General features: G+C 47.0%; 20 protein-coding genes and 1 rRNA gene (1 of these 21 only partly in view). 15 read left to right on the forward strand and 6 right to left on the reverse strand.

What is annotated here, in order from left to right:
• The first annotated feature begins 72 nt into the window (after positions 1 to 72).
• From ACPUEK_RS04345 to ACPUEK_RS04390, 10 genes are all read left to right on the forward strand, one after another.
• Positions 73 to 807, forward strand: a complete 735-nt coding sequence (locus ACPUEK_RS04345; protein ID WP_067223759.1) for a response regulator — start codon at positions 73 to 75, stop codon at positions 805 to 807.
• Positions 807 to 3,317, forward strand: coding sequence for a PAS-domain containing protein (locus ACPUEK_RS04350; RefSeq protein WP_425642439.1), 2,511 nt, complete (start codon positions 807 to 809; stop codon positions 3,315 to 3,317). The genes ACPUEK_RS04345 and ACPUEK_RS04350 overlap by 1 nt, the downstream gene beginning before the upstream one ends.
• Before the next feature lie 141 nt (positions 3,318 to 3,458).
• The gene (locus ACPUEK_RS04355) at positions 3,459 to 4,478 is read left to right on the forward strand and encodes a sugar ABC transporter substrate-binding protein (protein WP_067035706.1); all 1,020 of its coding nucleotides are present in this window, start codon (positions 3,459 to 3,461) and stop codon (positions 4,476 to 4,478) included.
• A gap of 92 nt (positions 4,479 to 4,570) precedes the next feature.
• Positions 4,571 to 5,659, forward strand: a complete 1,089-nt coding sequence (locus ACPUEK_RS04360) for an ABC transporter permease (protein WP_067223765.1) — start codon at positions 4,571 to 4,573, stop codon at positions 5,657 to 5,659.
• On the forward strand, positions 5,659 to 6,453 hold the full coding sequence (locus ACPUEK_RS04365; RefSeq protein ID WP_067035700.1) for an ATP-binding cassette domain-containing protein: 795 nt from the start codon (positions 5,659 to 5,661) through the stop codon (positions 6,451 to 6,453). The genes ACPUEK_RS04360 and ACPUEK_RS04365 overlap by 1 nt, the downstream gene beginning before the upstream one ends.
• 34 nt (positions 6,454 to 6,487) lie before the next feature.
• Positions 6,488 to 7,459, forward strand: a complete 972-nt coding sequence (locus ACPUEK_RS04370; RefSeq protein ID WP_425642442.1) for a substrate-binding domain-containing protein — start codon at positions 6,488 to 6,490, stop codon at positions 7,457 to 7,459.
• A 74-nt stretch (positions 7,460 to 7,533) separates the two neighbouring features.
• Positions 7,534 to 8,421, forward strand: coding sequence for an AEC family transporter (locus ACPUEK_RS04375; RefSeq protein WP_425642443.1), 888 nt, complete (start codon positions 7,534 to 7,536; stop codon positions 8,419 to 8,421).
• Positions 8,422 to 8,436: 15 nt separating this feature from the next.
• On the forward strand, positions 8,437 to 8,991 hold the full coding sequence (locus tag ACPUEK_RS04380; protein ID WP_425642446.1) for a mechanosensitive ion channel domain-containing protein: 555 nt from the start codon (positions 8,437 to 8,439) through the stop codon (positions 8,989 to 8,991).
• Between the two features lie 84 nt (positions 8,992 to 9,075).
• On the forward strand, positions 9,076 to 9,351 hold the full coding sequence (locus tag ACPUEK_RS04385) for a hypothetical protein (RefSeq protein ID WP_067035691.1): 276 nt from the start codon (positions 9,076 to 9,078) through the stop codon (positions 9,349 to 9,351).
• Positions 9,352 to 9,433: 82 nt separating this feature from the next.
• The gene (locus ACPUEK_RS04390) at positions 9,434 to 10,252 is read left to right on the forward strand and encodes an ion transporter (RefSeq protein ID WP_425642448.1); all 819 of its coding nucleotides are present in this window, start codon (positions 9,434 to 9,436) and stop codon (positions 10,250 to 10,252) included.
• 8 nt (positions 10,253 to 10,260) lie between these two features.
• Here ACPUEK_RS04390 and ACPUEK_RS04395 read toward each other — a convergent pair whose 3' ends face one another.
• Both ACPUEK_RS04395 and xseA read right to left on the reverse strand, forming a co-directional pair.
• A complete protein-coding gene (locus ACPUEK_RS04395; protein ID WP_425642451.1) occupies positions 10,261 to 11,148 on the reverse strand; it encodes an EamA family transporter in 888 nt (295 codons plus the stop codon).
• A gap of 79 nt (positions 11,149 to 11,227) precedes the next feature.
• The gene (gene xseA, locus ACPUEK_RS04400; protein WP_425642453.1) at positions 11,228 to 12,562 is read right to left on the reverse strand and encodes an exodeoxyribonuclease VII large subunit; all 1,335 of its coding nucleotides are present in this window, start codon (positions 12,560 to 12,562) and stop codon (positions 11,228 to 11,230) included.
• Positions 12,563 to 12,653: 91 nt separating this feature from the next.
• On the opposite strand from xseA, the gene guaB reads away from it, so the two are divergent.
• Both guaB and guaA read left to right on the forward strand, forming a co-directional pair.
• On the forward strand, positions 12,654 to 14,120 hold the full coding sequence (gene guaB, locus ACPUEK_RS04405; protein WP_067035681.1) for an IMP dehydrogenase: 1,467 nt from the start codon (positions 12,654 to 12,656) through the stop codon (positions 14,118 to 14,120).
• Between the two features lie 100 nt (positions 14,121 to 14,220).
• The gene (guaA, locus tag ACPUEK_RS04410; RefSeq protein ID WP_425642456.1) at positions 14,221 to 15,798 is read left to right on the forward strand and encodes a glutamine-hydrolyzing GMP synthase; all 1,578 of its coding nucleotides are present in this window, start codon (positions 14,221 to 14,223) and stop codon (positions 15,796 to 15,798) included.
• Between the two features lie 132 nt (positions 15,799 to 15,930).
• Here the strand turns inward: guaA and ACPUEK_RS04415 are convergent, their stop codons facing one another.
• Positions 15,931 to 17,049: an FAD-dependent monooxygenase gene (locus ACPUEK_RS04415; RefSeq protein ID WP_425642458.1), complete on the reverse strand. Its 1,119-nt coding sequence runs from the start codon at positions 17,047 to 17,049 to the stop codon at positions 15,931 to 15,933.
• Between the two features lie 103 nt (positions 17,050 to 17,152).
• Between ACPUEK_RS04415 and ACPUEK_RS04420 the strand changes: the two genes are divergently transcribed.
• The gene (locus tag ACPUEK_RS04420; protein ID WP_425642460.1) at positions 17,153 to 18,046 is read left to right on the forward strand and encodes a LysR family transcriptional regulator; all 894 of its coding nucleotides are present in this window, start codon (positions 17,153 to 17,155) and stop codon (positions 18,044 to 18,046) included.
• Between the two features lie 54 nt (positions 18,047 to 18,100).
• On the opposite strand, the gene ACPUEK_RS04425 is transcribed toward ACPUEK_RS04420, so the two are convergent.
• From ACPUEK_RS04425 to ACPUEK_RS04435, 3 genes are all read right to left on the reverse strand, one after another.
• Positions 18,101 to 19,315, reverse strand: a complete 1,215-nt coding sequence (locus ACPUEK_RS04425; RefSeq protein ID WP_425642463.1) for an MFS transporter — start codon at positions 19,313 to 19,315, stop codon at positions 18,101 to 18,103.
• Positions 19,316 to 19,644: 329 nt separating this feature from the next.
• Positions 19,645 to 20,610, reverse strand: a complete 966-nt coding sequence (locus ACPUEK_RS04430) for a LysR family transcriptional regulator (RefSeq protein ID WP_425642464.1) — start codon at positions 20,608 to 20,610, stop codon at positions 19,645 to 19,647.
• Positions 20,611 to 20,943: 333 nt separating this feature from the next.
• Positions 20,944 to 21,858 carry a SphA family protein gene (locus tag ACPUEK_RS04435; protein ID WP_082866307.1) on the reverse strand — a complete coding sequence of 305 codons (915 nt, stop codon included), beginning with the start codon at positions 21,856 to 21,858 and terminating at the stop codon, positions 20,944 to 20,946.
• A gap of 499 nt (positions 21,859 to 22,357) precedes the next feature.
• Here ACPUEK_RS04435 and sfsA point away from each other — a divergent pair, with 499 nt between their 5' ends.
• Together sfsA and ACPUEK_RS04445 are read left to right on the forward strand one after the other, a co-directional pair.
• Positions 22,358 to 23,062, forward strand: coding sequence for a DNA/RNA nuclease SfsA (sfsA, locus tag ACPUEK_RS04440; protein WP_425642465.1), 705 nt, complete (start codon positions 22,358 to 22,360; stop codon positions 23,060 to 23,062).
• Positions 23,063 to 23,458: 396 nt separating this feature from the next.
• Positions 23,459 to 23,736, forward strand: a 16S ribosomal RNA gene (locus ACPUEK_RS04445) (it continues 1,264 nt past the right edge of the window).

Raw genomic sequence — 23,736 nt, forward strand, 5'->3', positions numbered from 1 at the left:
CTCATGGTAAAGCTTCTTGCGACACGGGCCGATCCAGCCAAACTATAAGAAATAAAAAGGATAGATAACAGCATGAGCGAGCTCGGAAAAAAGACCCTGTTGATCGTTGATGACGAGCCGGATATCCGGCACTTATTGAGTGACGCCTTGGCTCAAAAAGGCTATCAAGTGTTTGATGCCCAAAATGGTGTGATGATGTGGCAGTGCTTAGAAGAGCACCCCGTTGATTTGATCTTAATGGACCTCTACTTACAAGAAGAAGATGGATTACAGCTGGCGCGAGAAGTCAGAGAGCGCTTTGACATGCCGATCATGATGTTAACGGGCAAAGGGGACGAGACGGATCGTATTCTGGGTCTTGAACTGGCGGCGGACGATTACATGATGAAACCCTTTAATCTACGTGAGCTGACCGCACGTATTCATGCTTTATTGCGTCGCAGTAATCGCCATATACCAACTCAGACACTGAGCACAGATCACGACTGTTTATATTTTGGTAAGTGGATACTAGATCTGACGTCACGCCAATTGCGTGACCAACAAGGAGACGAGGTCATACTCACTTTAGGTGAGTTTTCTTTATTGGAAACGCTGGCGACACGGCCCGATCGAGTACTGAGTCGTGAGCAAATCATTGATTTAAGCCGAGGCCTCGAAACGGAAGTGTTTGATCGTACAGTCGACGTGCTGATTCTACGTTTACGTCGTAAGCTGGAAGCCAATCCTAAAGCGCCAGAGTTTATTAAAACCCAACGTGGTTTGGGGTATTTATTCCAAGGTCCTGTCAGCAAGAGCGTCGGCTAATGCGCCAAGTCAGCATTCGTCAAAAAGCGTCCATTGTTATTTTAGCAATCAGTATGGTGGCTGCTTTTATGGTGGTAATTGGCTGGCAATCCATGCGTATCAGTGAAGCTTCCTTAGCGGATTTTGAAGCGCAGACACTCCCCGAAATCAGCACTGCATTGACGTTAGCGGAAAATGTTGCCCAGCTTGCCGCGGCAGCGCCTTATGCTGCCGGTTCGGCGCGACCTTTTCAACTGCAAGTGGAATCCGAACGTTTAAATCGTCGTATTACGGATTTACGCAGCGTCGCTGATAACTTAAAAGACACGGTATTTCGTGGTCAAATTGAAGACCGCTTAGCGGATCTGGACACGACATTGGATGAGTTAGTGACACTTGTCCACGAAGAGTTGTATATCCGTGAAGACAGCCTAGCGCAACAATTTGCCATTAGAACTGTCGTCTCAAGATCTCAACAACAACCCACTGTATCGCAACAGCAGGCGTTAGTTTGGTTGTTAAATCTGATCGAAGAGCCTGGACAAGTCGCACGACAAATGGTTGACCATTTACGTCTAGTCGATAGCGACCCAAAGGTACGCGACATCGCGCAATCACTGCTGCAAGCGCAAGCTCGCTTGAATGAAATCCATGACCGCAAACGTTATTTATTGATCGCTCTGCGAGCGAAGTCCGAACAACTTAGCACCCAGGTCAGTGCTTTCGTTGGCACATTGCAAAAGCGAGTGTCTCGACAGCGCATGGAGGTTGGCGAAGTAGTCGCCAATGGTCAGCGCTGGTTAATAGGAATCTCACTATTTTTGGTATTAGGGCTGAGTTACCTGTATCTATCTAGCCGACGTATGACACGGGATTTAGGGGCTGTCACACAAGGCATGAAAGAGTTGTCATTAGGGCAAGTGGATTCGCGTAATCCGCCCATGCGTCGTAACGATGAGATCGGCACGCTGGCCAATGCTTTTGAAGTATTTCGGCGTGATGCCATTCGACGCTTGGAAGTATCTGCCGAGCTCACCGAACAAAAACGTTTGCTGGAAACCATCTTCGATAATATGAACGATGGTTTGAGTGTGTTTACCGAACAGGGCATTTTAATTGCGTGGAATAAAGGTTACGAAGCGCTTTTTGATATTCAGCCAAACCAGCTCTATCGCGGTATGCCAATACAAGTGGTACAGCAGCTCATTACGCAAAGCTCTCACAAGAACCTCAACATGGAAAACCAGCTGGTTCAGATGGATGAGATCAATGCCTCACGACACCATCGTAGCCAAAGTTTTGAGCGTCATTTTGACTCGGGGAAAATCGTCGAATTTCGTTCCAAGCCCATGCCAGACGGCGGTTTTGTCACACTGTATACGGACTTAACTGAGCGTAAAAGCGTCGAAAGCCAGCTGCGCCAAGCGCAAAAAATGGAAGTGCTGGGGCAATTAACCGGCGGTGTAGCCCATGATTTTAATAATTTACTGGCTGCTATTATGGGCAATCTGCAAATGTTGTCCGACTCATCTCCTAAAACCGATGACCAAGCACGTTACATCGAGCGAGCGTTAGCCGTTGCCGAGAAGAGCAGCAGTTTGGTGCATCGTTTGCTCGCATTCAGTCGGCGACAACAACTGTTTCCTGAAGCGACACATATCGACGATTTAATTGAGGGCATGTTGGATTTAGTGGAATACAGTGTCGGCAATCATATTCAGGTGACAGTCGATCTCAATTGCCCGCAAGAGCGTTGCTTGATTGATCCATCTCAATTGGAAAATGCGCTGCTGAATTTGTCACTCAACAGTGCCGCGGCGATGTCTCGTGGCGGCACATTAAGCTTTTCAACCAAAGCGACTCAGTTACCTGATTCCGACGTGGCTGCTATTCGACTAAAAGTAGAAGACACCGGTAGTGGAATTTCTGAAGAGGTGCTTGGGCGTATTTTTGAGCCGTTCTTCACCACCAAACCAGTGGGTAAGGGCAGTGGACTTGGACTGAGTATGATCTACGGTTTTGTCAAACAAAGTGGCGGCGAGATACGGGTGACTTCAGAAGAGGGACAATGGACCAAAGTCTGTTTGTTTTTACCGCTGATGGCGCCGACTGAACTGGCAGAAATGCCTTCAAATCAAGAAAGTCTACCCACAGTACAGCTGCCGAATGACGCGGTTATCTGGCTGGTAGAAGATGACCCTGAAGTGTCTCATGTGATGCGTGAACAGCTACAACAGCTTGGTTGCATAGTACAAACCTTCGAGTATGCAGAAGACGCTTTGACGGGACTAGAGCGCTCTTTTCATCCCGATTTGATCATGAGTGATGTCAACTTGGCTGGCGAGTTACACGGTGTCGATTTAGCGCATAGGTTGAAGGCCGATACAAGCTGGGAAGGGCAAGTATTATTAATGTCGGGCTTACCTGTACACGAATTAGTAGAAAGTTACGGACTCAACGATAGTGACTTATTGCTTTCAAAACCTTTTACAATCAGTGAGTTAGAGAAAGTTTTTCATTTTACAGATTGAATTGTTACAAATATTTCAAGGCCATCCTTAATCACTGAAATTTTTCGTTAGTTTTCATCGTCGATATTAATTTATGAAACAGCTATGACGGCCTGTTTCGACGGCATAAGCCGAGAATAAAAACAATATTGGAGTCGTTTCATGAAATCTAACTTCCGTAAACTTGCTTGTCTTGTTGCTGCCGGCGCACTGTCTACTACTGCGATGGCGGAAACACCGATCATTGGTCTGATTACTAAAACCAATACCAACCCTTTCTTCGTCAAAATGAAAGAAGGCGCCCAAGAGAAAGCTGAAGAGCTTGGCGTTGAGCTGCGTACCTTCGCGGGTCGCTATGATGGTGACAACGAAACACAAGTTCAAGCTGTCGAAAACCTAATCGCATCTGGTGCGAAAGGGATTCTCATTACCCCAAGTGACACGGCCGGTATTGTGCCGACTATTGAAAAAGCCCGTGAAGCGGGCTTGTTGGTGATTGCTTTGGATACACCACTGTCGCCTGCCAGCGCAGCGGATATGACATTTGCGACCGATAACTTCAAAGCGGGTGAAATGATTGGGCAATGGGCCAAAGCGAAAATGGGTGATAAAGCGGAAGACGCTAAAATCGCATTGCTTGACCTGAGTACCAGCCAAATTACGGTCGATGTAGCGCGTAACCAAGGTTTCTTGAAAGGCTTCGGTATTGATCTAAACGATCCAAATCAAATGGGTGACGAAACAGACCCTCGCATCGTAGGTAACGACGTGACACAAGGCTCTGAAGAGGGTGGTCGTCGTGCGATGGAAAACTTACTGCAAAAAGACCCAGGTGTGAACTTGGTCTACACCATTAATGAACCAGCCGCCGCTGGTGCGTATGAAGCGCTGAAATCATTTGGCATGGAAAAAGACGTATTGATTGTCTCCGTTGATGGGGGCTGTCCTGGTGTCAGCAACATCAAAGATGGTGTGATTGGCGCTACCTCTATGCAATTCCCTCTAAAAATGGCCTCAGAAGGTGTCAGTGCAATCGTTGAGTTTGCTAAGTCGGGTACTCGCCCAACGGCTTCTGACGGTCTTGATTTTTATGACACAGGCGTACAGTTGATAACAGATGAACCGGCTCAAGGTGTTGATTCTGTTACATCAAAAACTGGCCTAGCTATGTGTTGGGGCTAACCGCCTAAAATTTCCACCTTGTTTAAGGCAACCCTGCCTAACACTGCTGGCTGATGCCGCCAGCGGTGGTTTTTTTGCTTGGAGTTAACATTATGAGTTCTGCTAACCCAAAACCGTCTGCACCGGTGTTGGATCACGATAAAATCGCTGATCAGGCTGGCAGTGGTAGTTATGTAGCGAATTTCGAAGACAAAGATACGCCACTACAGCGCTTTCAGAAATTTCTTCATAAGTACCCGGTCGCCGCACCAACCATTGTTCTGATTTTTGCCATTATTGGCTTCAGTATTTTGGTTGGAGACCGCTTCTTACACCCCTTTAACTTATCTCTAGTGTTACAGCAGGTCACTATCATCGGTGTGATCGGTGTGGCACAAACGTTAATTATTTTAACCGCTGGTATCGACCTTTCGGTTGGCGCCATCATGGTGCTGGCATCTGTCGTGATGGGGCGTATGGCCATTGATCACGGGCTTGAAGCTTGGATGGCTCTGTTGATTGGCATGGGTGTTGGTGCGTTGGCAGGCTTGATTAACGGTACCCTGATTACACGTTTTAAACTGCCGCCTTTTATCGCGACACTGGGATCATGGAACGTCTTTTTTGCACTGAATCTTTGGTACTCAAAAAGTCAAACCATTCGTTCACAGGAAATTGCCAACAATGCACCGTTGCTGCAATGGTTAGGTGAAACCGTTAGCTTCTTTGGCGCTCGGTTAACCTACGGGTCACTGCTGATGTTGGCGCTGTTTGTATTAATCTGGTACGCCTTGAATTGGACCGCCTGGGGGCGTCATGTATACGCCACCGGTGATGATCCTGCGGCAGCCAAGCTAGCCGGTATCCGCACTGATCGTGTTTTATTATCCGTATATGTCTTAGCGGGTGTCGTGTGTGCCATTGGTGCTTGGGTATTGATCGGACGTATCGGTTCGGTAAGTCCGCAAGCTGGCTATACTACCAACCTAGACAGTATTACCGCAGTAGTGATCGGAGGCTGTAGTTTATTTGGTGGTCGTGGGTCGATCTTTGGTACCTTGATTGGTGCGCTGGTAGTGGGTGTGTTTCGGAATGGTTTAGCACTCGCTGGTGTTGATGTACTTTGGCAAGAGTTTACCGTGGGTATTTTGATTATTGTAGCGGTAGGCATGGATCAGTGGATCAGAAAGGGGACAGCATAATGACAGCTCATTACGATCAACAACCGGTTCTTCAAGCGCGTGGTATTGTAAAGCGTTATGGCAGTGTAACGGCCATTGATCACGCTGATTTGACGTTGTACCCAGGTGAAATATTGGCGGTCATTGGTGACAATGGCGCGGGAAAATCGTCTCTTATCAAAGCCTTGTCTGGTGCCTTGGTGCCAGATGAAGGGGAAATCTTATTGGACGGCAAGCCAGTTCATTTTAATTCACCGATGGAAGCGCGCGAGTTAGGCATTGAAACGGTGTATCAAAATTTGGCCGTGTCTCCGGCATTGAACATTGCCGATAACCTTTTTTTAGGTCGTGAGCTGCGTAAACCAGGCATATTGGGATCTGTGTTCCGTATGTTGGATAAAAAAGCCATGGAAGAGCGTGCTCAAGCTAAGATGACAGAGCTTGGACTGATGACCATTCAAAATATCTCTCAGGCGGTAGAGTCGCTATCCGGTGGCCAGCGACAAGGTGTGGCGGTGGCGCGCTCTGCGCTGTTTGGCAGTAAAGTGGTGATTATGGACGAGCCTACTGCGGCATTAGGGGTAAAAGAATCCCGTCGAGTATTGAATCTGATTAAAGAAGTGCGTGACCGTGGTTTGCCGATTATTCTGATCAGTCATAACATGCCGCACGTGTTTGAAGTCGCCGATCGTATTCATATTCACCGCTTAGGTAAATGTGCGGCGACGATTACGCCTGAATCTCACACCATGTCGGAAGCGGTTGCAATCATGACCGGCGCGATGGAAGTGGACTCCGATTCGGAGGCTGCGTAAAGTTAGCCACAATCAGACATAAATAGAGGTCATCATGGCACAGCAATCTATCCTCCAAGCAAGCGGTTGGTGCTGTTCGATCGCACGAAAGATAGGACTGGCTGGGGTACTTTATTTATGTGTGGCTGCTACCAGCTCGTTAGCTAATAACGAGCTTGATCAGCCGCTACGCTCGATCGGCATCAGCGTAGTGGATCTGGGTAATCCTTATTTTGTCGAATTAGTAGACTCTACGACACGTCGAGCCAATGAATTGGTTGAAGGTCGGCCTATAGAGGTCATCGTACGTTCAGATGCTTATGACTTTAAACGCCAGATTCGACAGATTAATGAATTCATCGACCGTAAAGTGGACCTGATCATTCTGACGGCGGCTGACGAATATAAAATAGCGCCTGTGGTAGCGCGTGCTCAGCGAGCGGGCATTAAAGTTATTGCGGTGGATGTCAATGCTCAGGGCGCAGATGCGACGATTACGACAGATAATGTTCAGGCTGGTGTTATCGCATGCGAACGATTAGCGAAGCAAATAGGCTATCAAGGACAATTTGTGATCATCAATGGTGTGTCGGTATCCTCGGTATTAGAGCGCGTTGCTGGTTGTAAGTCTGCGATTAATCGTTACCCCAACATCACTTTGCTAAGCGATCGCTTAAATGGCACAGGCAGCCAAGAAGGTGGCATGGAGGCCATGACCTATCTAATGGAAGAGTACGATCATTTAGATGCCGTGTTTGCCATCAATGACCCAACGGCTTCTGGCGCGTTAATGGCGGCGCAGCATGCCAACCGAAACGAGTTTGTGCTTGCCTCGGTGGATGGGTCGCAATTTGCGATAGATGCGATCCAGCAACCTAACCTTTGGATTGCGACGGCGGTGCAGCGGCCTAAACTGATGGCAGAGCGTGCGGTTGAGATTGGTTTGGCATTACTGAAAGGCGAAGAAGTGCGCCAGCGTTTTATACTCATTCCGGCCCAGTTAGTGCAGAAGAGCGCGCACGAATAAAGTATTTTCAAGACCAGCATTGGCGTTTTTGATGAACCTCGTTACTCTAACGAGATACTCGTCAAGGATGTTATATGGACACTACCAGTCTCTTTCAGCAAATCTTCAATACCGTTTTCCCTCTTGTCATCATCGTATTGATTGGTTTCTTTTACGCACGCGCTCGCCCAACGGATATGAGCGTGGCTAACCGTATTAATATGAGCGTGTTTATCCCTGCACTCATATTTTCAGTAATGGCCTCAAAAGACTTTCAGATACAAGCCTATTTGCCTTTAGTCGCTGCAGGCGCATTTGTTGTCTTAGGCTCTGGTCTTGTGGCTTGGCCTATTGCCCGTGCTTTAGGTTACGAGTTCAAAACCTTTGTGCCACCGATGATGTTTAATAACAGTGGTAATCTAGGCATTCCTTTAATGGTGTTAGCGTTTGGAGAGGCCGCACTGCCGATTGCCGTGGTGTTGTTTTTGATTGAGAATCTACTGCATTTCACCGTGGGCATGTACCTACTGAACCCGCGTACTAATTTGTTTAACCTTTTAAAAATGCCCATCATTATAGCCACTGCGGTTGGTGTTGTATGGAGTTGGCAAGATTGGTCAATGCCAATCGCGGTAGGCACAGGCATCGACATGCTGGGGCAAATCTCCATTCCTCTGATGCTGTTTGCGTTAGGCGTTCGCATGAAAGATGTGGATTTTGGTCAATGGCGTATAGGCGTGATCAGTGGTCTAGTAAGTCCCGTTAGTGGGCTTGTGGCGGCGTATGCATTTTATTGGCTGTTTGGTTTGCGCGAAGATTGGTTTGCCTATCTGGTGATTTTCGCTTGCCTACCACCAGCTGTGCTGAATTACATGGTGTCGGAAATGTTCCAACAGGAACCTCAAAAGGTGGCATCCATCGTGCTTCTAGGTAACTTAATGTCATTGGTGTGCATTCCGGTGGCGTTGTATTTCGTGCTTTAACAACGAGGAGGGCCTATGTGGCTCCATATCTGTTTAGCGATACTGCTGGTCGCGGGGTACTTTTTGGCCATGCGGCTTGTTTCGACGGCGATCAGAGCCGTCGCACTGCGCCAAGGTATTAATGAACTTCGCATGATCCTAGTTTCGAAGATTATCAATCTAGGTTTGACGGTCGCGTTTGTGCTTTTGCTGTGCGTGGTGCTTGGGGTGGGCTATGGGCAGTTGGCGGTGTTCTTCTCATCCGTGTTTGCCGTGGTCGGTATCGCCTTATTTGCTCAGTGGTCTATTTTAAGCAATGTAACAGCGAGTCTTATTATTTTCTTCGGTTTTCCTTACCGTGTTGGCGATTGGGTTAAAGTGGTTGATAAAGATGAAGAGATCCTTGGTCAAATTCATGAGATATCAACGTTCCATGTCATTATCACGCGCGTCACTGGGGACACAGTGACGTACCCAAATAGTATGATTTTACAAAAAGCCGTCATTTGCTATCGCGATGAAGCCGAAGCCAAAAGCCACTCTCAGTTGCTAAAAAGTAATGATGAGGAAACCGAAAAAAGCAAAAGTTGATCAAAATTTACTCAGCCTATTCGGTTTGTGGCATACTATTAAGCCTTGTTTATATTATGTCCGCACGTTCGGTAGGAGAGTTCCATGAAATCCAAGCCCGAAGCCCTGATCTCTAAGCATCCCGGCCTCATCCACAGTGACGCAATGAAAGTGAAGTCACATGTTCAGCGCAGCCAAGAAGACTGGGTTCTACATACCTTGATGATAGAAGGCTACGATGTACCGTTTCGTTTTAGACGACAAGGCAAGTATCACTCGCTACGTGGCGCGCGCGTAAACATTACCTATTATCCTGCTCAAGAGTCTGTTGCAGGCATTGATATGGAAATCATGAAAGTCGTTAGAGTGAAACGAAGTTAAATTAGGGATTTTATCTGAACCGTCATTGTCTTAGGATACTCGCGCTCGTACCGAGCTATTTCATTAGGAGTAAAACAAGGCAATGACTACGGCCCGCTCTCAAACTTGGTTTGATACCCTCAAGCGTATTGAACGAAGCGTTTGGTTTCAAAGCTTTATCATCACCATTATCATTATTGCGGCACTCACGGTCGGGGCAAAAACTTATCCGTTACCGTATTCGGTTGAGCTTGGGATCAACTACCTCGATACTCTGATCACCGTTTTCTTCTTGGTCGAAATTGTGCTTCGCTTCGCCGCCTACGATCGCAAAGCCGACTTCTTTAAAGATCCTTGGAATATCTTTGATACAGTCATTGTGATTGGCAGTCTTATTCCTATCTCTAATACCGACATGGTGTTGGTCGCACGTTTGTTGCGCGTACTGCGCGTGTTGCGATTGGTGTCGATCATTCCGGATTTACGCATGCTGATTAACGCATTGCTTAAAGCCATTCCTAAAATGGGCTATATCGGCCTGTTAATGTTTATTATCTTTTATATCTTTGGTGCGGCTGGTGCGATCTTCTTCAGCCATATCAACGAAGATTTATGGGGTGATATTGCGATTTCTATGCTGACGTTGTTTCGCATCGCCACGTTCGAAGATTGGACCGACGTGATGTATGAGACGATGGAGGTCTACCCGCTCAGTTGGGTTTTCTACATCATCTTTATTTTCCTGACGGCCTTTGTCTTCCTTAATATGATGGTCGGTGTCGTACTGGAAGTGATGAGTCGAGAAACCATGGCAGAAGAACACCAGAATCAAGAAGATCACCATCAAGCATTGGTGGATCAAATTTCCCAACTGCAACAACAAGTACAAGCCTTGAGTGATAAGCTTGATCGTAAAGAGTAGCGATGGGACTAGTGCGTTTGGCGGCGGCGTAAGCGACCGCCAAACGTGTTCATCAACAAGCCAATCAATACCACAGAAATCCCTAGCCATTGCTGATGGCTGATACTCTCACCGAGTACAACGGCCGCAGACGTCAGCCCTACAACAGGCACCCCTAATGACAAAGGGGCAACCGTGCCTGCACTGTAGCGTGACATCAGATAACTCCATAAGCCGTAGCCTCCGAGCGTTGCCACGAGCGTTAAGTAGATCAAGATGGCTAAGGTTGACCAATTTATCTCGACAATGTTGGACCACATAACGCTTGGGGAGTCGACAAAAAACGATGAGATGAAAAAGGGCAGCGCAGCGAACCATGCACTCCAGACAATTAAACTAAGATCCGCTTGATAACCTTTTTGAATGATGGCTTTGGTGGCGATATTGCCCAGTGCCCAGCTTGATGCACCTGCTAGAGTAAGAGCAAAACCGATTACAGTCATGCTGGTGTCCTCGCCATCGGCACCAATGATGGCTAACCCGCCACAAGCGACTGCAATGGCCAGAACTTGATAAGGACGTACCACTTCTTTAAGCAGTAAGACAGAAAACAGCAGTGTGAAAATGGCTTGTGATTGCAGCACCAGTGAGGCAAGCCCTGCAGGCATACCAAATATCATAGCGCTGAACAAAAAGGCAAATTGACCGAAGTTAAGCGTTAAAGCATACGCGATCCACCATTTTAACGGTGTTTTAGGCCGTGCAAAGAAAAAGCAGCCGACCATGGCCAACAATAAGAAGCGTACACCGCCGAGCATCATCGGGGTCATGGCGTCCAACCCCAAGCGAATGACTACAAAGTTGAACCCCCAGGCAAAAATGATGAAGAGTCCGAGCAGCAAATCTTTTGCCGTCATGGTGTGATTCCTTATCTGTGTTGAGCAATCACTTTACTCAGTTTGCCGCCAAAGCAACAGACAGTGTGGCGAATGGCGATTATTTGGCTTCGCAGTCGATGGTGCCATCTGCGACACGAACTTGAATGGCATCTCCTGCTTGCACGTCTTCTACAGAACGAACCACGTGCTTGCCTTTACTGGCAATCGCGTAACCACGAGACAAAATGTCCAAAGGACTGACTAAGTTTAATTTAGCCACCACATTGGCAAAGCGATCTTGCTTACGGTGTAGGTTTTGCTCCAATGCTAAACGCATACGTTGTTGTAATGCCTCGATGCGTTCCTGATGCGATTGAATCTTTTTGATGGGAGCCGCGTACATTAAACGCTGTGACACATGTTGCTGCGTCACCTGACGTTGTTTCAATTGGCTCTGTAGGGCACTTTGTAAACGCTGTTTGCTCTGCGTGAGGCGCTGTTGTTGCTGTTCTATTCGCTCTTTAGGGTGACGAATACGCCGGATCAAAAAGTCTAAACGCTGTTGGTGCTGTTGCAGGGTTTGTTCAAAGCGGCGTGTAAACAGATGCTCAAAATGTGTAATTTTCTGCTCTAGGTTGCGTATGTCTGGGCTGAGCAGTTCAGCCGCCGCAGTAGGGGTTGCTGCTCGCACATCGGCAACGAAGTCAGCAATGGTAAAATCAACCTCATGACCCACAGCGGACACCACTGGCGTCTTTGCATTGAAAATGGCGCGCGCAAGCGCTTCGTCGTTAAAGCTCCACAGATCTTCCAGCGAACCACCGCCACGTCCGACAATGATCGCATCGAAGTGACCGCTTACATCGGCTCGCTCAAGCTGCTGGCGTATGTTCACAGCAGCACCATTGCCTTGAACCAAGGTAGGCAGAATGGTCAGTTCCGTGAGTGGGAAACGGCGTTTGAAAGCAATCACCATATCCCTCACCGCAGCCCCTTTGGACGAGGTGATGATGGCGACTCGCTCAGGGCGGCTAGGTAACGGTTTTTTATGTGACTGTTCGAATAAGCCTTCTGCTTGTAGCTGGTTTTTTAAACGCTCAAATGCAGCTTGTAATGCGCCTTCACCAGCGGCCTCCATCCCTTCGACCATAAGCTGACAATCGCCGCGCGCACCATAGAAGGTAACGCGTGCGCGCAAACGCACCATGTCACCGTCTTTGGGCTTAAATTTGACCGCCATGTTCTTACCTTTGAACATGGCGCAGCGGATTTGAGCGCGATCATCTTTGAGGGAAAAATACCAATGTCCAGAGCTTGGACGCGCCAAGTTAGAGATCTCTCCTTCTACTAATATCCAAGGTAAACTGGCTTCTAGCAGTTGCTGAATCTGGCGGTTCAATTCTGAGACCGTGAAAGTAGGTTCTGAACTGTGCAAAGTTGTAAAATTTTTCATCAATCTCACTTGGTTTTGATTTACCGATTCATAATGTTGGAGTAGAATTACTTGCCATCTTAAACCCAGTTGGCATTGGAAATTCCCTATTATGTTACGAATTGCACAAGAAGCATTAACGTTTGATGACGTATTGCTTATCCCCGGCTATTCTGAAGTTCTGCCTAATGATGTAAAGCTTAAAACGCGCATCACAAAGGACATCGAACTTAATATTCCTCTTGTTTCTTCTGCCATGGACACGGTGACAGAACACCGCATGGCGATAGCCTTAGCCCAAGAAGGCGGCATGGGCATTATCCACAAAAACCTAACGATTGAGCAACAAGCAGCGGAAGTTCGTCGCGTTAAAAAATTCGAAAGCGGCATCGTTAAGGATCCAGTTACGATTCACCCGACTGCAACGGTTCGCGAGTTGATGGAAGTCACCGCTGCAAACAACATTTCTGGTGTACCTGTCGTAGAAGGTAAAAGCCTAGTTGGTATCGTCACCAGCCGTGATGTTCGTTTTATCAAAGACTTCGACAAAACTGTTGCTGATATCATGACGCCAAAAGAGCGCCTAGTAACCGTACTAGAAGGCGCATCAAGCGGCTCTATCCGCAAACTATTGCACGAACACCGTATTGAAAAAGTACTGGTTGTGAACGAGCAGTTTGAACTACGCGGTATGGTCACTGTTACTGACATCAATAAAGCGCAAACTTTCCCGCTGGCATGCAAAGATGAAAACGGCAGTCTTCGTGTTGGTGCCGCAGTGGGTACTGGTGCAGATACTGGCGATCGTGTGAAAGCGCTAGCAGAAGCCGGCGTTGACGTGATTGTTGTTGATACAGCACATGGTCATTCTAAAGGTGTTATCGATCGCGTACGTTGGGTAAAAGAAAACTTCCCTCAAGTACAAGTGATTGGTGGCAACATTGCTACAGCGGAAGCAGCGATTGCGTTGGCTGACGCCGGTGCTGATGGCGTTAAAGTCGGTATTGGTCCAGGCTCGATCTGTACAACGCGTATTGTGGCAGGTGTGGGCGTTCCTCAAATCAGTGCGGTAGCGAACGTTGCTGCGGTGATGAATGAGCGCAACATTCCTGTTATTGCTGACGGTGGTGTACGTTTCTCTGGTGATATCGCTAAAGCGATCGCAGCCGGTGCCAGCGTGATCATGGTTGGTGGTTTGCTAGCAGGTACAGACGAAGCACCAGGTGAAGTGGTTCTATTCCAAGGTCGCTCATTCAAAGCTTACCGTGGTATGGGCTCGCTAGGTGCGATGTCTCAGTCTCAAGGTTCTTCTGATCGTTACTTCCAAGATGCGAGCAGTGGCGTAGAGAAGCTTGTTCCTGAAGGTATTGAAGGTCGCGTACCTTCTAAAGGCCCTATGGCGGCTGTTGTACTTCAATTGATGGGCGGTGTTCGTTCTTCAATGGGTTACACTGGTTCAGCTGATATCGAGACAATGCGTACTAAAACGCAATTTTCTCAAATTACCGGTGCAGGTATGCGTGAGAGCCACGTTCACGACGTGACCATCACTAAAGAAGCACCAAACTATCACGTTTAAGCGCTGATAGATTAAAACCAAGATGGGGCGTAGTTTCTGCGCCCCATCTTCTTTTTTTTTGAACAGCTCTTACTGGGTAGGAGCGAAGGACTAGCTAACAATGTCGCAAGATATCCACGCTCATAAAATTCTTATTCTTGATTTTGGCTCTCAATACACGCAGCTGATTGCGCGTCGTGTACGTGAGATTGGTGTTTTCTGTGAAGTTCGTGCGTTTGACATGGACGACCAAGAGATCATCGACTTTGACCCTAAAGGTATTATCCTTGCTGGTGGTCCTGAATCTGTTGCAGACGAAGGTTCTCCTCGCGCACCAGAAGCCGTGTTTACGCTAGGCGTACCGGTTCTTGGTATTTGTTACGGCATGCAAACCATGGCGGAACAAATGGGCGGTAAAGTTCAAGGATCGGAAGTGCGTGAGTTTGGTTACGCGCAAATCCGCACGCATGGCAACTTCTCCCTTCTTGAAGGTATTGAAGACCATGTCGCGAACAACGGTGTTCCGCTGTTGGATGTTTGGATGAGCCACGGTGATAAAGTCGTTGATATGCCTAAAGGCTTCGCATTGATGGCTTCCACTGAAAGCTGTCCGATTGCTGCCATGGCCAATGAATCGAAAAAATTCTACGGCCTGCAATTCCACCCAGAAGTGACACACACGCTTCAAGGTGGCCGCATTTTATCGCGCTTTGTTGTTGATATTTGTGGCTGTGAAACACTGTGGACGCCAGCCAACATCGCACAAGATGCGATCGAGCGCATGCAAGCGCAAGTAGGCGATAAGAAAGTGCTTTTGGCACTGTCTGGTGGTGTCGACTCATCTGTTGTCGCTGCATTGCTCCACAAAGCCATCGGCACACAGCTTACCTGTGTCTTCGTTGACAACGGTCTGCTTCGTTTAGGTGAAGGCGATCAAGTAATGGCCATGTTCAAGCAGAATATGGGTGTTAACGTGATTCGCGTTGACGCGGAAGACTTATTCCTTGGCAAACTGAGCGGCGTATCTGACCCAGAAGCGAAACGTAAAGTGATTGGTAATACCTTCATTGAAGTGTTTGATGAAGAAGCGACAACACTGACGGAAGTTGAATTCCTAGCGCAAGGTACGATTTACCCTGACGTCATCGAGTCCGCAGCGGGTAAAACCGGTGGCGCGCACGTGATTAAATCGCACCACAACGTCGGCGGTCTTCCAGAAGACATGAAGATGCAACTGGTCGAGCCACTACGTGAGCTATTCAAAGACGAAGTGCGTAAGCTTGGTCTAGAGCTAGGTCTACCGTACGACATGGTGTACCGTCACCCATTCCCAGGACCAGGTCTTGGTGTGCGCATCCTTGGTGAAGTGAAGAAAGAATACGCCGACATCCTACGTCGCGCGGATGCCATCTTCATCGAAGAGCTACGCAACGCTGGCTGGTACGAAAAAACAAGCCAAGCGTTCGCTGTCTTCCTACCAGTGAAATCTGTAGGTGTAGTGGGTGATGGCCGCCGTTACGAATACGTTGTAGCACTGCGCGCCGTAGAAACCATCGACTTCATGACAGCACGTTGGGCACACCTACCATACGAGCTACTAGAGAAAGTGTCGGGTCGTATCATCAACGAAATCGAACACATCTCCCGCGTGACTTACGACGTATCGTCTAAGCCACCAGCAACCATCGAGTGGGAATAATTCAGCGTTAGGTAACACCTTGCACTGAACAGCAATAAACACTCCCAAGCCCGCTCTCTAGCGGGCTTTTTGTTGTCTGTTGGTCTGGCAATTGGTGTAAAGCGCTCCCAGTCCGTTTTTGCTTCCGTGGTGTTAATGCTTGTGCAAGCCTTGCATGTAGAGTTCTTTCAGTTGATGCGCTGATATGCTGGGTTTGGGCTCAGTCGGTTGTGTTGTTTGCTGAAAGATCTGCTGTGCGACTTGTCTGCCTATCTGCTGAGTCATCGTCGTTTTATGGATCCGATCATTATAAAACCCCGTTAATAGGTCATTAAGGGGCTTTGCTTCAGTAAGCCGTTGCGATAAGTGCCAAGCATCTTCGAGTGCTTGGCCGGCACCTTGTCCAGAGGTGGGTAAAGGGGCGTGGGCAGCATCTCCTATGATGACTAGGTTGTCTCGGTGCCAGTAGGGCAGAGGGTCGAGGTCGTGTACAAAGATTCGTTTTAGGCTATTGAGGCGAGACGTATTCAATACCTGTTGAATATTGGACGGCCAATGTCCGAAGCGTTGCTGCATTTCTTCATACCAACTTTCTACGGGTCTAGAGCGGTCGAGTGCGCAGGGCCAGGCTGCGGCCCAATAGCATTGCTGATTGGCAACGGGGACAATGCCAAAGCGTTCGCCGTTTGCTCGATAGTCATGAATGGCCTGTTCGAATGGCTCCAAGTCTATATTGCTAATGCCGATGATATTGATAAAGCCTTGATAAACCGCTGAGGCGGAGCCTTGATACAGCTGATGGCGAGTCGGGGAGTGCATGCGCCCATCGCAGCCGACCACGAGATCAAATTGCTGCTGTAGCTGCGGAATACGCTCCGGTGTGATGGGGGTGTTAAAGTGTATGGCTATGTCATGTTTTTTGAGTTGGCTTGCCAGTATTTTAATAAGGTGCTGTCTTAATACGGTAAAGGTGGGCAAACCGCAAAGGTCTTCTAGCGGCCCGATGTCGAATTGATTGACGAGCGTCGATTGCGGGCCAAATTGGCGTATAAATCTCGGTCGACCGCACTGTTTTCGGCATTCATCCATCAGCCCTAGTTGCTCAATAACAAAGGTGGCGTTAGGCCACAGTGTCACGCCCGCTCCAATCGTAGAGTAGTCTTTGCTTTGCTCATATAACGTCACTTCGATCCCTTGTTTTCGAGCCAAGATGGCGAGCGCTAAGCCTGCGACCCCTGCGCCTATGATGGCCATGTGTTCCACTGTTTTCATCTTTATGTTCCGAGTTACTGCGAGATAGGGTGATTGTTACAGGGGGATTGAGTAGGATAAATGGGCTGATTTTGGTTTGTTTGTCCCATTAAATGAGATAGTTGTGTTAGAAAATATTGAGTTACAGTGGTTGCTTAGCTTTCAGAAGGTTTATGAACAGTTGAGTTTTAAGCGTGCGGCGGAGTCACTTCAGTTGCCTAAATCGAATGTGAGTCGTCACGTAGCTTTACTGGAGCAAGCGTTAAACGTCCGATTGTTAGAGCGTACTACGCGAAAAATGATTGCGACCGAAGCGGGTGAAAGGTTTTATCACAACCTATCGCCTCTCTTAATCGCCATGGGGGATATGCTGCACGAAGCGCATCAAAATGGCGATGCCATTGTGGGGCATTTAAAGGTGATTACCCCTGACTTGCCATTTCTAGCGGAGGCGATGGCCGAGTTTTGTCATCAACATCCAAACATTCAGTTAAGCTGCGATACCCAACTTGATCCAGAAGAAGGACTGTTGGAAGGTTTTGATGTTGTTATTCGCTTTGGTCGTGGCGCAATAGAGGATTCAGGCTGGGTGGCAAGGGAGTTGGTACGCTGGCAGAGTTGCGTCGTAGCGTCTCCTAGTCTCTTAGAGCGATGTTCTAAGCCTAGTTCAGTCTCTGAGCTGAGTCGACTTGCTTGTATTACCAGCTTATCAGTATTACAAGGTATGCCATGGCAGTTCAAAAAAGCAGGAGCTGTCAATGTGGCATCTTGTTATAAGGTCAATAGTGGTCATATGGCGAAGGCGGCCGCGCTCAAAGGGTTGGGGTTTGCAATACTGCCTGAAGAGGCTTGCCGTAAAGATTTGGACGAAGAGGCGTTAGTAAAAGTCGATTTGTGGGAAGATGAACCGGAAGACTTGGTGTTGTACGCCCTCTATTCGGGTCGCAAATATCCATTGGCAAAAGTGAAAGCGTTTCTCGATCATATTCAGTGGGTGGTTCAGCGTTCTTACGCTTGAACCCGTCTACACAAGAAAAGGCTCCCAGCATCTTATGTTGGGAGCCTTTTGCTATTATGCGGTTACCGCACTCAAGCGTGGGACGGGTTTGTCATTAATAGGCAGATGGATCAGTGCCGAGATAAAGGCGAGTGCTACGGCTGACCACCAAATAGGGTCGTATGATCCGTAGTAGTCGTAGATCACGCCTCCGACCCATGCGCCCAAGAAACTGCCTATTTGGTGTGCGAAAAACACCAATCCGTATAGCGTTGATAAGTACCGTGCACCAAAAATCTGACGCACTAAACCGGAGGTAATTGGCACTGTTCCTAGCCAACAGAAACCGATCGCCGCGCCGAAGATAATCGCCGACATTTCGGTGGTCGGTAGCATTACAAACGTGGCGATCACAACCGTACGCACTAAGTACAGCGCTGACATCACATAGTGTTTACTATAGCGGTCTGCCATAGCACCCCAGAAGTAGGACCCAATGATGTTAAAGATACCCACATAAGCCAGTGCCATGGCCGCCGTTGAGGGCGGTAAGTTTTTATCCATCACGTAGCTGGGAAGGTGAGTGGCGATAAACATGACATGGAAACCACAAACAAAAAAGCCAGCAATAATTAGCCAATACCCTTTGTGTGCAAAGGCTTCTTTCAAAGCTTCTTTTATTGTTTGCGTATCTTCGTGCACAGGGTGCCCTGAGCTGTCTTCCCGCTTTGCCGTATTGATAAACAGTGCAAATACGATCATGAAGCTACACATTACAGCGAATATTTGCAGGGCACCTTGCCAGTCATAAGTGCTCATTAAAGATTGCGCACCCGGGATCATGGCAAACATGCCAAATGAGCCTGCTGCTGTGGTTAAGCCAAAGGCTTTCGCGGCATGTTGTGCGGGAACCACTTTTGCAACGGCACCGAGTACGATCACGTAGCTAGTAGCACTTAGACCAAGTCCTACTAGCATACCTAATGATAGATATACCACTGTTGGCTCTGTGGTGATTGACGTTAAGTACAGACCTAAAGCGTAAGAAATAGCGCCTAAAATGATGATGCGCTTTGGACCCCAACGGTCGGCAGCCATTCCCACAAATGGCTGGAACATGCCGAACAGTAAGTTTTGCAATGCAATAGCAAAGCTAAAGAACTCTCGTCCCGTCTGAAAGTAGTCGGAAATAGGCGTCATGAAAATACCAAAGGATTGCCTGATCCCTAGGCTGGTAATCAAAATCCCTATACCCAGCCAAACTAGGAGTGGAAATCGGAAAGTAAACATAAATTGCTCTTAATAATGCCTATGGTGGTGAGATTGTCCTCTATTTAGCTCGGTAGGGGACAAGCTCAGTGCCTTAGCGAAAGTGGATGGAAACAAGTGCGATGTGCGCTCAGCTACTGGATTGGCGGAGTGTAGAGAGTATCCTGGGGGGACTCAAATGATAAAAAGTGAAGTAATATATGCATAATATGCATGTATTAAAATGGTGCATTTAAAGTGCTTTTAGCCCAGTTATTTGGGCTTTTTGGCGGGATTGTGAGATGGCAAAATCGTTGTCATTAGTGCTTTATGATGGCGTTTCAGTATGATCAAGGCGCATATACGAAAGATTACTTAGGTAAAACTGTGGTATCAGCATCCAGCCCCATATCAATCACACGTTTAGCGATTAGCTTGCTGCACTCTTCTTTTACAATACTCCTTAACCATTCCTGTGCAGGTGAGTGATCACAGCGAGGATGCCAAATCATGGAATAATCAAACGGTGTAAAATGGAAGGGTAGAGGTTTTACCGTCAGGTCATAACGCTCTGATACTAAGTAGGCTAAATCAGCGGGTACTGTGATAATTAATGGCATTGTGTCGACAATGGCCAGTGCAGCTTCTAAATGATATGCCCTAAGCACCATACGTCGTTTAGGATGGCCTTCGAGTGCTTGTTCTATAAGCGATTTTACCCCATCACTAATGGCAATCATGGCATGAGGAAAATGCAAATAATCTTCCAGACACATTTGTTTATTCGCTAACGGATGCTGTTTAGAAACAAGGCAAGACACACCAACACGTCCGAGCTCTCCATATTGTAAGGAGTCAATAGAGTATATCGGACGACAAATAGCTAAATCAGCTCGGCCGTAGGTGAGTTGTTCTTTCAAATGCTCGTCTTGGAGTGGCAGAAACTCAAACGCAACATTAGGCGCTTCCTGATATATGCGAGGTAATGCAAACGGTAAAATCGTTTGCATCGCATAATCTGTCGTGACAATTGTGAAGGTTTGGTCACAAGATTTTGGGTCAAATTCAATGGGGGACAAAAGTTGTCTAAGAGACCCAATAGGCTCGTCTAGTGCCTTATTTATAGATAAGGCTTTTTCTGTTGGAACTAGGTGCTGGCCTTGACGGGTAAACAAAGGGTCAGACAGCAAGCTGCGCAATCTACCCAGAACACGGCTCATTGCAGATTGACTCAAGCTCAAGCGTTCTGCAGCTCGGCTGACACTGCGCTCCTCAACCAGAACTTGCAACGCCACTAACAGATTTAAATCCCGACGATAAATCTCTTCTACTTTCATACCCAGCCTTAAGCACTTTAACAATATTGACAGTGTAACCAATAAATTACCGAAACAATTGCTAAGTTGAATAACTTTAATACAAGCAACGTGCCGATCTTTCTAAAATTCAATACGACCTAAGCAGACGCATCATGTGCGTATGGCCTGAAGCTTGTTCACAACAATAATGGCGGTATAGGGCGTTGTTATACAAATATTTAACTATGCAGTTTACAGAGGAAGGCCTGCTTTGTGTTAGGTATTAGCTGAAGTGTTATTGCGAGGAGTGGCGAAGATAGAGCAACGGCAATAGAAAGGGGGGCTATTGCCGTTGTTCGCATATATTAGAGATTAAAAGCTTTGCGAGACTAACAGTGCGGCGGTATAGCCTTGTGTTCTGTTTTTTGCATCAAGCTCTTTGTAAGCATGAAATGATACAAAGGGTAAGCCTGGGCGGAAGAAGCTTAGCTCGGGGCCTACAGCGAAGGCTTCTGCTCGATTACCGTCTATCACGTTTGGACCTTTATCATCCGTTAGCTGCTTATAGTAAAAACCACCCAGTCCTAGTGTCCAAGCGTCAAAGTTTTTACCCACTGCAAACTCATGTCGGTATTCGGTACCGCTGGTGTAGTTGGTATCTTTATTTTCGGTATTTATATCTAGCTGAAAACTAGACGATACTTCGAATCCAGACTCGGTCATATAGGTAAAGTTAAAAGCAGGAGAGAATGTATAGTGGTTCAGACCTGTCGTAATGGTGTCGTTCTTATCGTAATGGCCAGTCGGGATTTGGATTTGTAGTTGGGTGTTCGTGGCTAAATTAGGAGATGGGTGCCATTGAAGAATGTATGGAATTACTTGAATGTCTCCGAGGGCGGTATCTTTGCCATTAATATTAATAGGTGTATTTGGAACCATGCCATCAATTTTAAGCTCTAAAAAAGGCACTACAATACCGTAACCATAGCTGGCATTTTGAAATGTCTTTTCCGTCATTTTTATATAAGTTAGAGAGAGTGCTTTAACGGATTGAGAGAAGTCTGTCAGATTTTCATCTCCGTTAGCATTGAGGTTTTTGTTCGCATTGTAATACGAGCTACGGATAGAGAAATTGCCAATATCGGTGACAGGTGGCATAAAGCCTGCGCTAAACCCATAAATGCCAGGGGCGGTGGATGGGGCTCCATTCTCTGTAGCAAGGGCAGAGTGTGATGCCAGAAGACTGGCGCCTATTCCAATAAGTACGCTTAGATTAGATGCTTTCATGTGTTCCTCTTTATTTTGTTTTTGATTTTTTGGGAGAGCATGTAAGCAGAATGGCAAGAATAAAGAGGGGGCTCATATCCTATATAGGATAGTTGGTATACTTAATTGTTATAAGGCTTAACAATTATGATCCATTGTTTTCATAATAGGTTGTTTTTGGCAGGCCATGAGGAAAGTTTAGCGACGTGATGTTTTGGATCAGAAAGTGAGTGTTTTAAAAAGGTATAAACACAAGAGGAAGCTTTCTGCTGCGTCCATGCAGCGCAAGTTTTATCCATAAGTAGGAGACAGAGCCCTCTTCCTGAGGGCTGAAGCAATCCTTTGCTCTCTGTCTGAAATCTAATATAACGGCCATTCGTTATTTGTGCATCTCTAAAAAATGAAACGCTTGCCTTAGATCAATCAGGTTCTTGATATTCTGTAATGTGCCGTTTAAATTTCAGCTTAGTGACCTTCATCACTTGTCAAAGATCCCTTTTTTCATAAGGACATTCTCATTGTGCAGTTTCCTACGTTAATAGAAGGCAGATTACTCAAACGCTATAAACGCTTCTTGTCAGATATTGAGCTGCCTGATGGAGATGTCATCACTGCTCATTGTCCTAACACCGGTTCAATGCGTCGATGCCAACAAGAGTATGCGCGTGTTTGGGTGTCAAAAAGTGATAACCCAAAACGTAAGCTGGCCTATACATGGGAACTTGTTGAAGTGGATGATGAGCACCTTGCTTGTATCAATACGGGATTGCCAAACAAGGTTGTAGGTGAGGCGATACAGCAAGATCTTATTCCCGAGCTGTCTGGTTATGCCGCACAAAAAGCTGAGGTGAAATACGGCAACAGTAGTCGCATAGATTGGCTGCTGAGCAGTGATGAAGAGTCGCTTTGTTATGTTGAAGTTAAAAATGTCACTTTGTTAGAAGAAGACGGGCAGGGTTATTTTCCAGATGCTGTAACGGAGCGAGGTAGAAAGCATTTATATGAACTTGCTGAAATGGTGAAAGCAGGGCATAGAGCCGTTCTGATGTTCTGTGTATCGCATACGGGGATTGAATCGGTTAAACCGGCTGCACATATCGACCCTAAGTATGCAGAGGCTTTAAAGGAGGTGCTAGAGACAGGGGTTGAAGTATTAGCTTACCAGGCACAAATCACACCACGGAGCATTTCTATTGCGCGTAAGCTACCCGTCTATTTGAGCTAATTTTGAGACATAATGAGAAGCTGAATAGCGAGTAGTACGTTTTATGAACTGTTTTGAGGTTTTGGTGATTGTTTTTTGATCGATTTGAGCGTTATTTAAAAGAATAGTGCATTTTTATTAAATATTATAAAAACCGCTTGCGCTAAAAATTCAGATGCGTATTATACGCCTCCACTGACACGGACAACGCTTCACAACAACGAAGCACAACGCGTCAGACGCTCTTTAAAATAGATAATCAGATAATTTGTGTGGGCGCTCGCTGGAGACTTCTAAAAATTTTGAAGTCTTAAATGAGTGACCATGTCAATTCGCTTTACGTTTGGTCGATTACTTAGGTAGTTGATTGAACATAGTTAAAGTCAGACGTGATTCATGAGTTTGAGCAAGCTTTTTAAACTGAAGAGTTTGATCATGGCTCAGATTGAACGCTGGCGGCAGGCTTAACACATGCAAGTCGAGCGGTAACAGGAATTAGCTTGCTAATTTGCTGACGAGCGGCGGACGGGTGAGTAACGCGTAGGAATCTGCCTAGTAGTGGGGGACAACATGTGGAAACGCATGCTAATACCGCATACGCCCTACGGGGGAAAGGAGGGGATCTTCGGACCTTTCGCTATTAGATGAGCCTGCGTAAGATTAGCTAGTTGGTGGGGTAAAGGCTCACCAAGGCG

The organism is Marinomonas gallaica (assembly GCF_049821165.1).
Taxonomy (GTDB): Bacteria; Pseudomonadota; Gammaproteobacteria; order Pseudomonadales; family Marinomonadaceae; genus Marinomonas; species Marinomonas gallaica.

Bases quoted from the DNA above. Each gene is read 5' to 3' on its own strand.
- ACPUEK_RS04345 (WP_067223759.1), top strand. From the start codon at position 73: ATGAGCGAGCTCGGAAAAAAGACCCTGTTGATCGTTGATGACGAGCCG.
- ACPUEK_RS04350 (WP_425642439.1), top strand. From the start codon at position 807: ATGCGCCAAGTCAGCATTCGTCAAAAAGCGTCCATTGTTATTTTAGCA.
- ACPUEK_RS04355 (WP_067035706.1), top strand. From the start codon at position 3,459: ATGAAATCTAACTTCCGTAAACTTGCTTGTCTTGTTGCTGCCGGCGCA.
- ACPUEK_RS04360 (WP_067223765.1), top strand. From the start codon at position 4,571: ATGAGTTCTGCTAACCCAAAACCGTCTGCACCGGTGTTGGATCACGAT.
- ACPUEK_RS04365 (WP_067035700.1), top strand. From the start codon at position 5,659: ATGACAGCTCATTACGATCAACAACCGGTTCTTCAAGCGCGTGGTATT.
- ACPUEK_RS04370 (WP_425642442.1), top strand. From the start codon at position 6,488: ATGGCACAGCAATCTATCCTCCAAGCAAGCGGTTGGTGCTGTTCGATC.
- ACPUEK_RS04375 (WP_425642443.1), top strand. From the start codon at position 7,534: ATGGACACTACCAGTCTCTTTCAGCAAATCTTCAATACCGTTTTCCCT.
- ACPUEK_RS04380 (WP_425642446.1), top strand. From the start codon at position 8,437: ATGTGGCTCCATATCTGTTTAGCGATACTGCTGGTCGCGGGGTACTTT.
- ACPUEK_RS04385 (WP_067035691.1), top strand. From the start codon at position 9,076: ATGAAATCCAAGCCCGAAGCCCTGATCTCTAAGCATCCCGGCCTCATC.
- ACPUEK_RS04390 (WP_425642448.1), top strand. From the start codon at position 9,434: ATGACTACGGCCCGCTCTCAAACTTGGTTTGATACCCTCAAGCGTATT.
- ACPUEK_RS04395 (WP_425642451.1), bottom strand. From the start codon at position 11,148: ATGACGGCAAAAGATTTGCTGCTCGGACTCTTCATCATTTTTGCCTGG.
- xseA (WP_425642453.1), bottom strand. From the start codon at position 12,562: ATGAAAAATTTTACAACTTTGCACAGTTCAGAACCTACTTTCACGGTC.
- guaB (WP_067035681.1), top strand. From the start codon at position 12,654: ATGTTACGAATTGCACAAGAAGCATTAACGTTTGATGACGTATTGCTT.
- guaA (WP_425642456.1), top strand. From the start codon at position 14,221: ATGTCGCAAGATATCCACGCTCATAAAATTCTTATTCTTGATTTTGGC.
- ACPUEK_RS04415 (WP_425642458.1), bottom strand. From the start codon at position 17,049: ATGAAAACAGTGGAACACATGGCCATCATAGGCGCAGGGGTCGCAGGC.
- ACPUEK_RS04425 (WP_425642463.1), bottom strand. From the start codon at position 19,315: ATGTTTACTTTCCGATTTCCACTCCTAGTTTGGCTGGGTATAGGGATT.
- ACPUEK_RS04430 (WP_425642464.1), bottom strand. From the start codon at position 20,610: ATGAAAGTAGAAGAGATTTATCGTCGGGATTTAAATCTGTTAGTGGCG.
- ACPUEK_RS04435 (WP_082866307.1), bottom strand. From the start codon at position 21,858: ATGAAAGCATCTAATCTAAGCGTACTTATTGGAATAGGCGCCAGTCTT.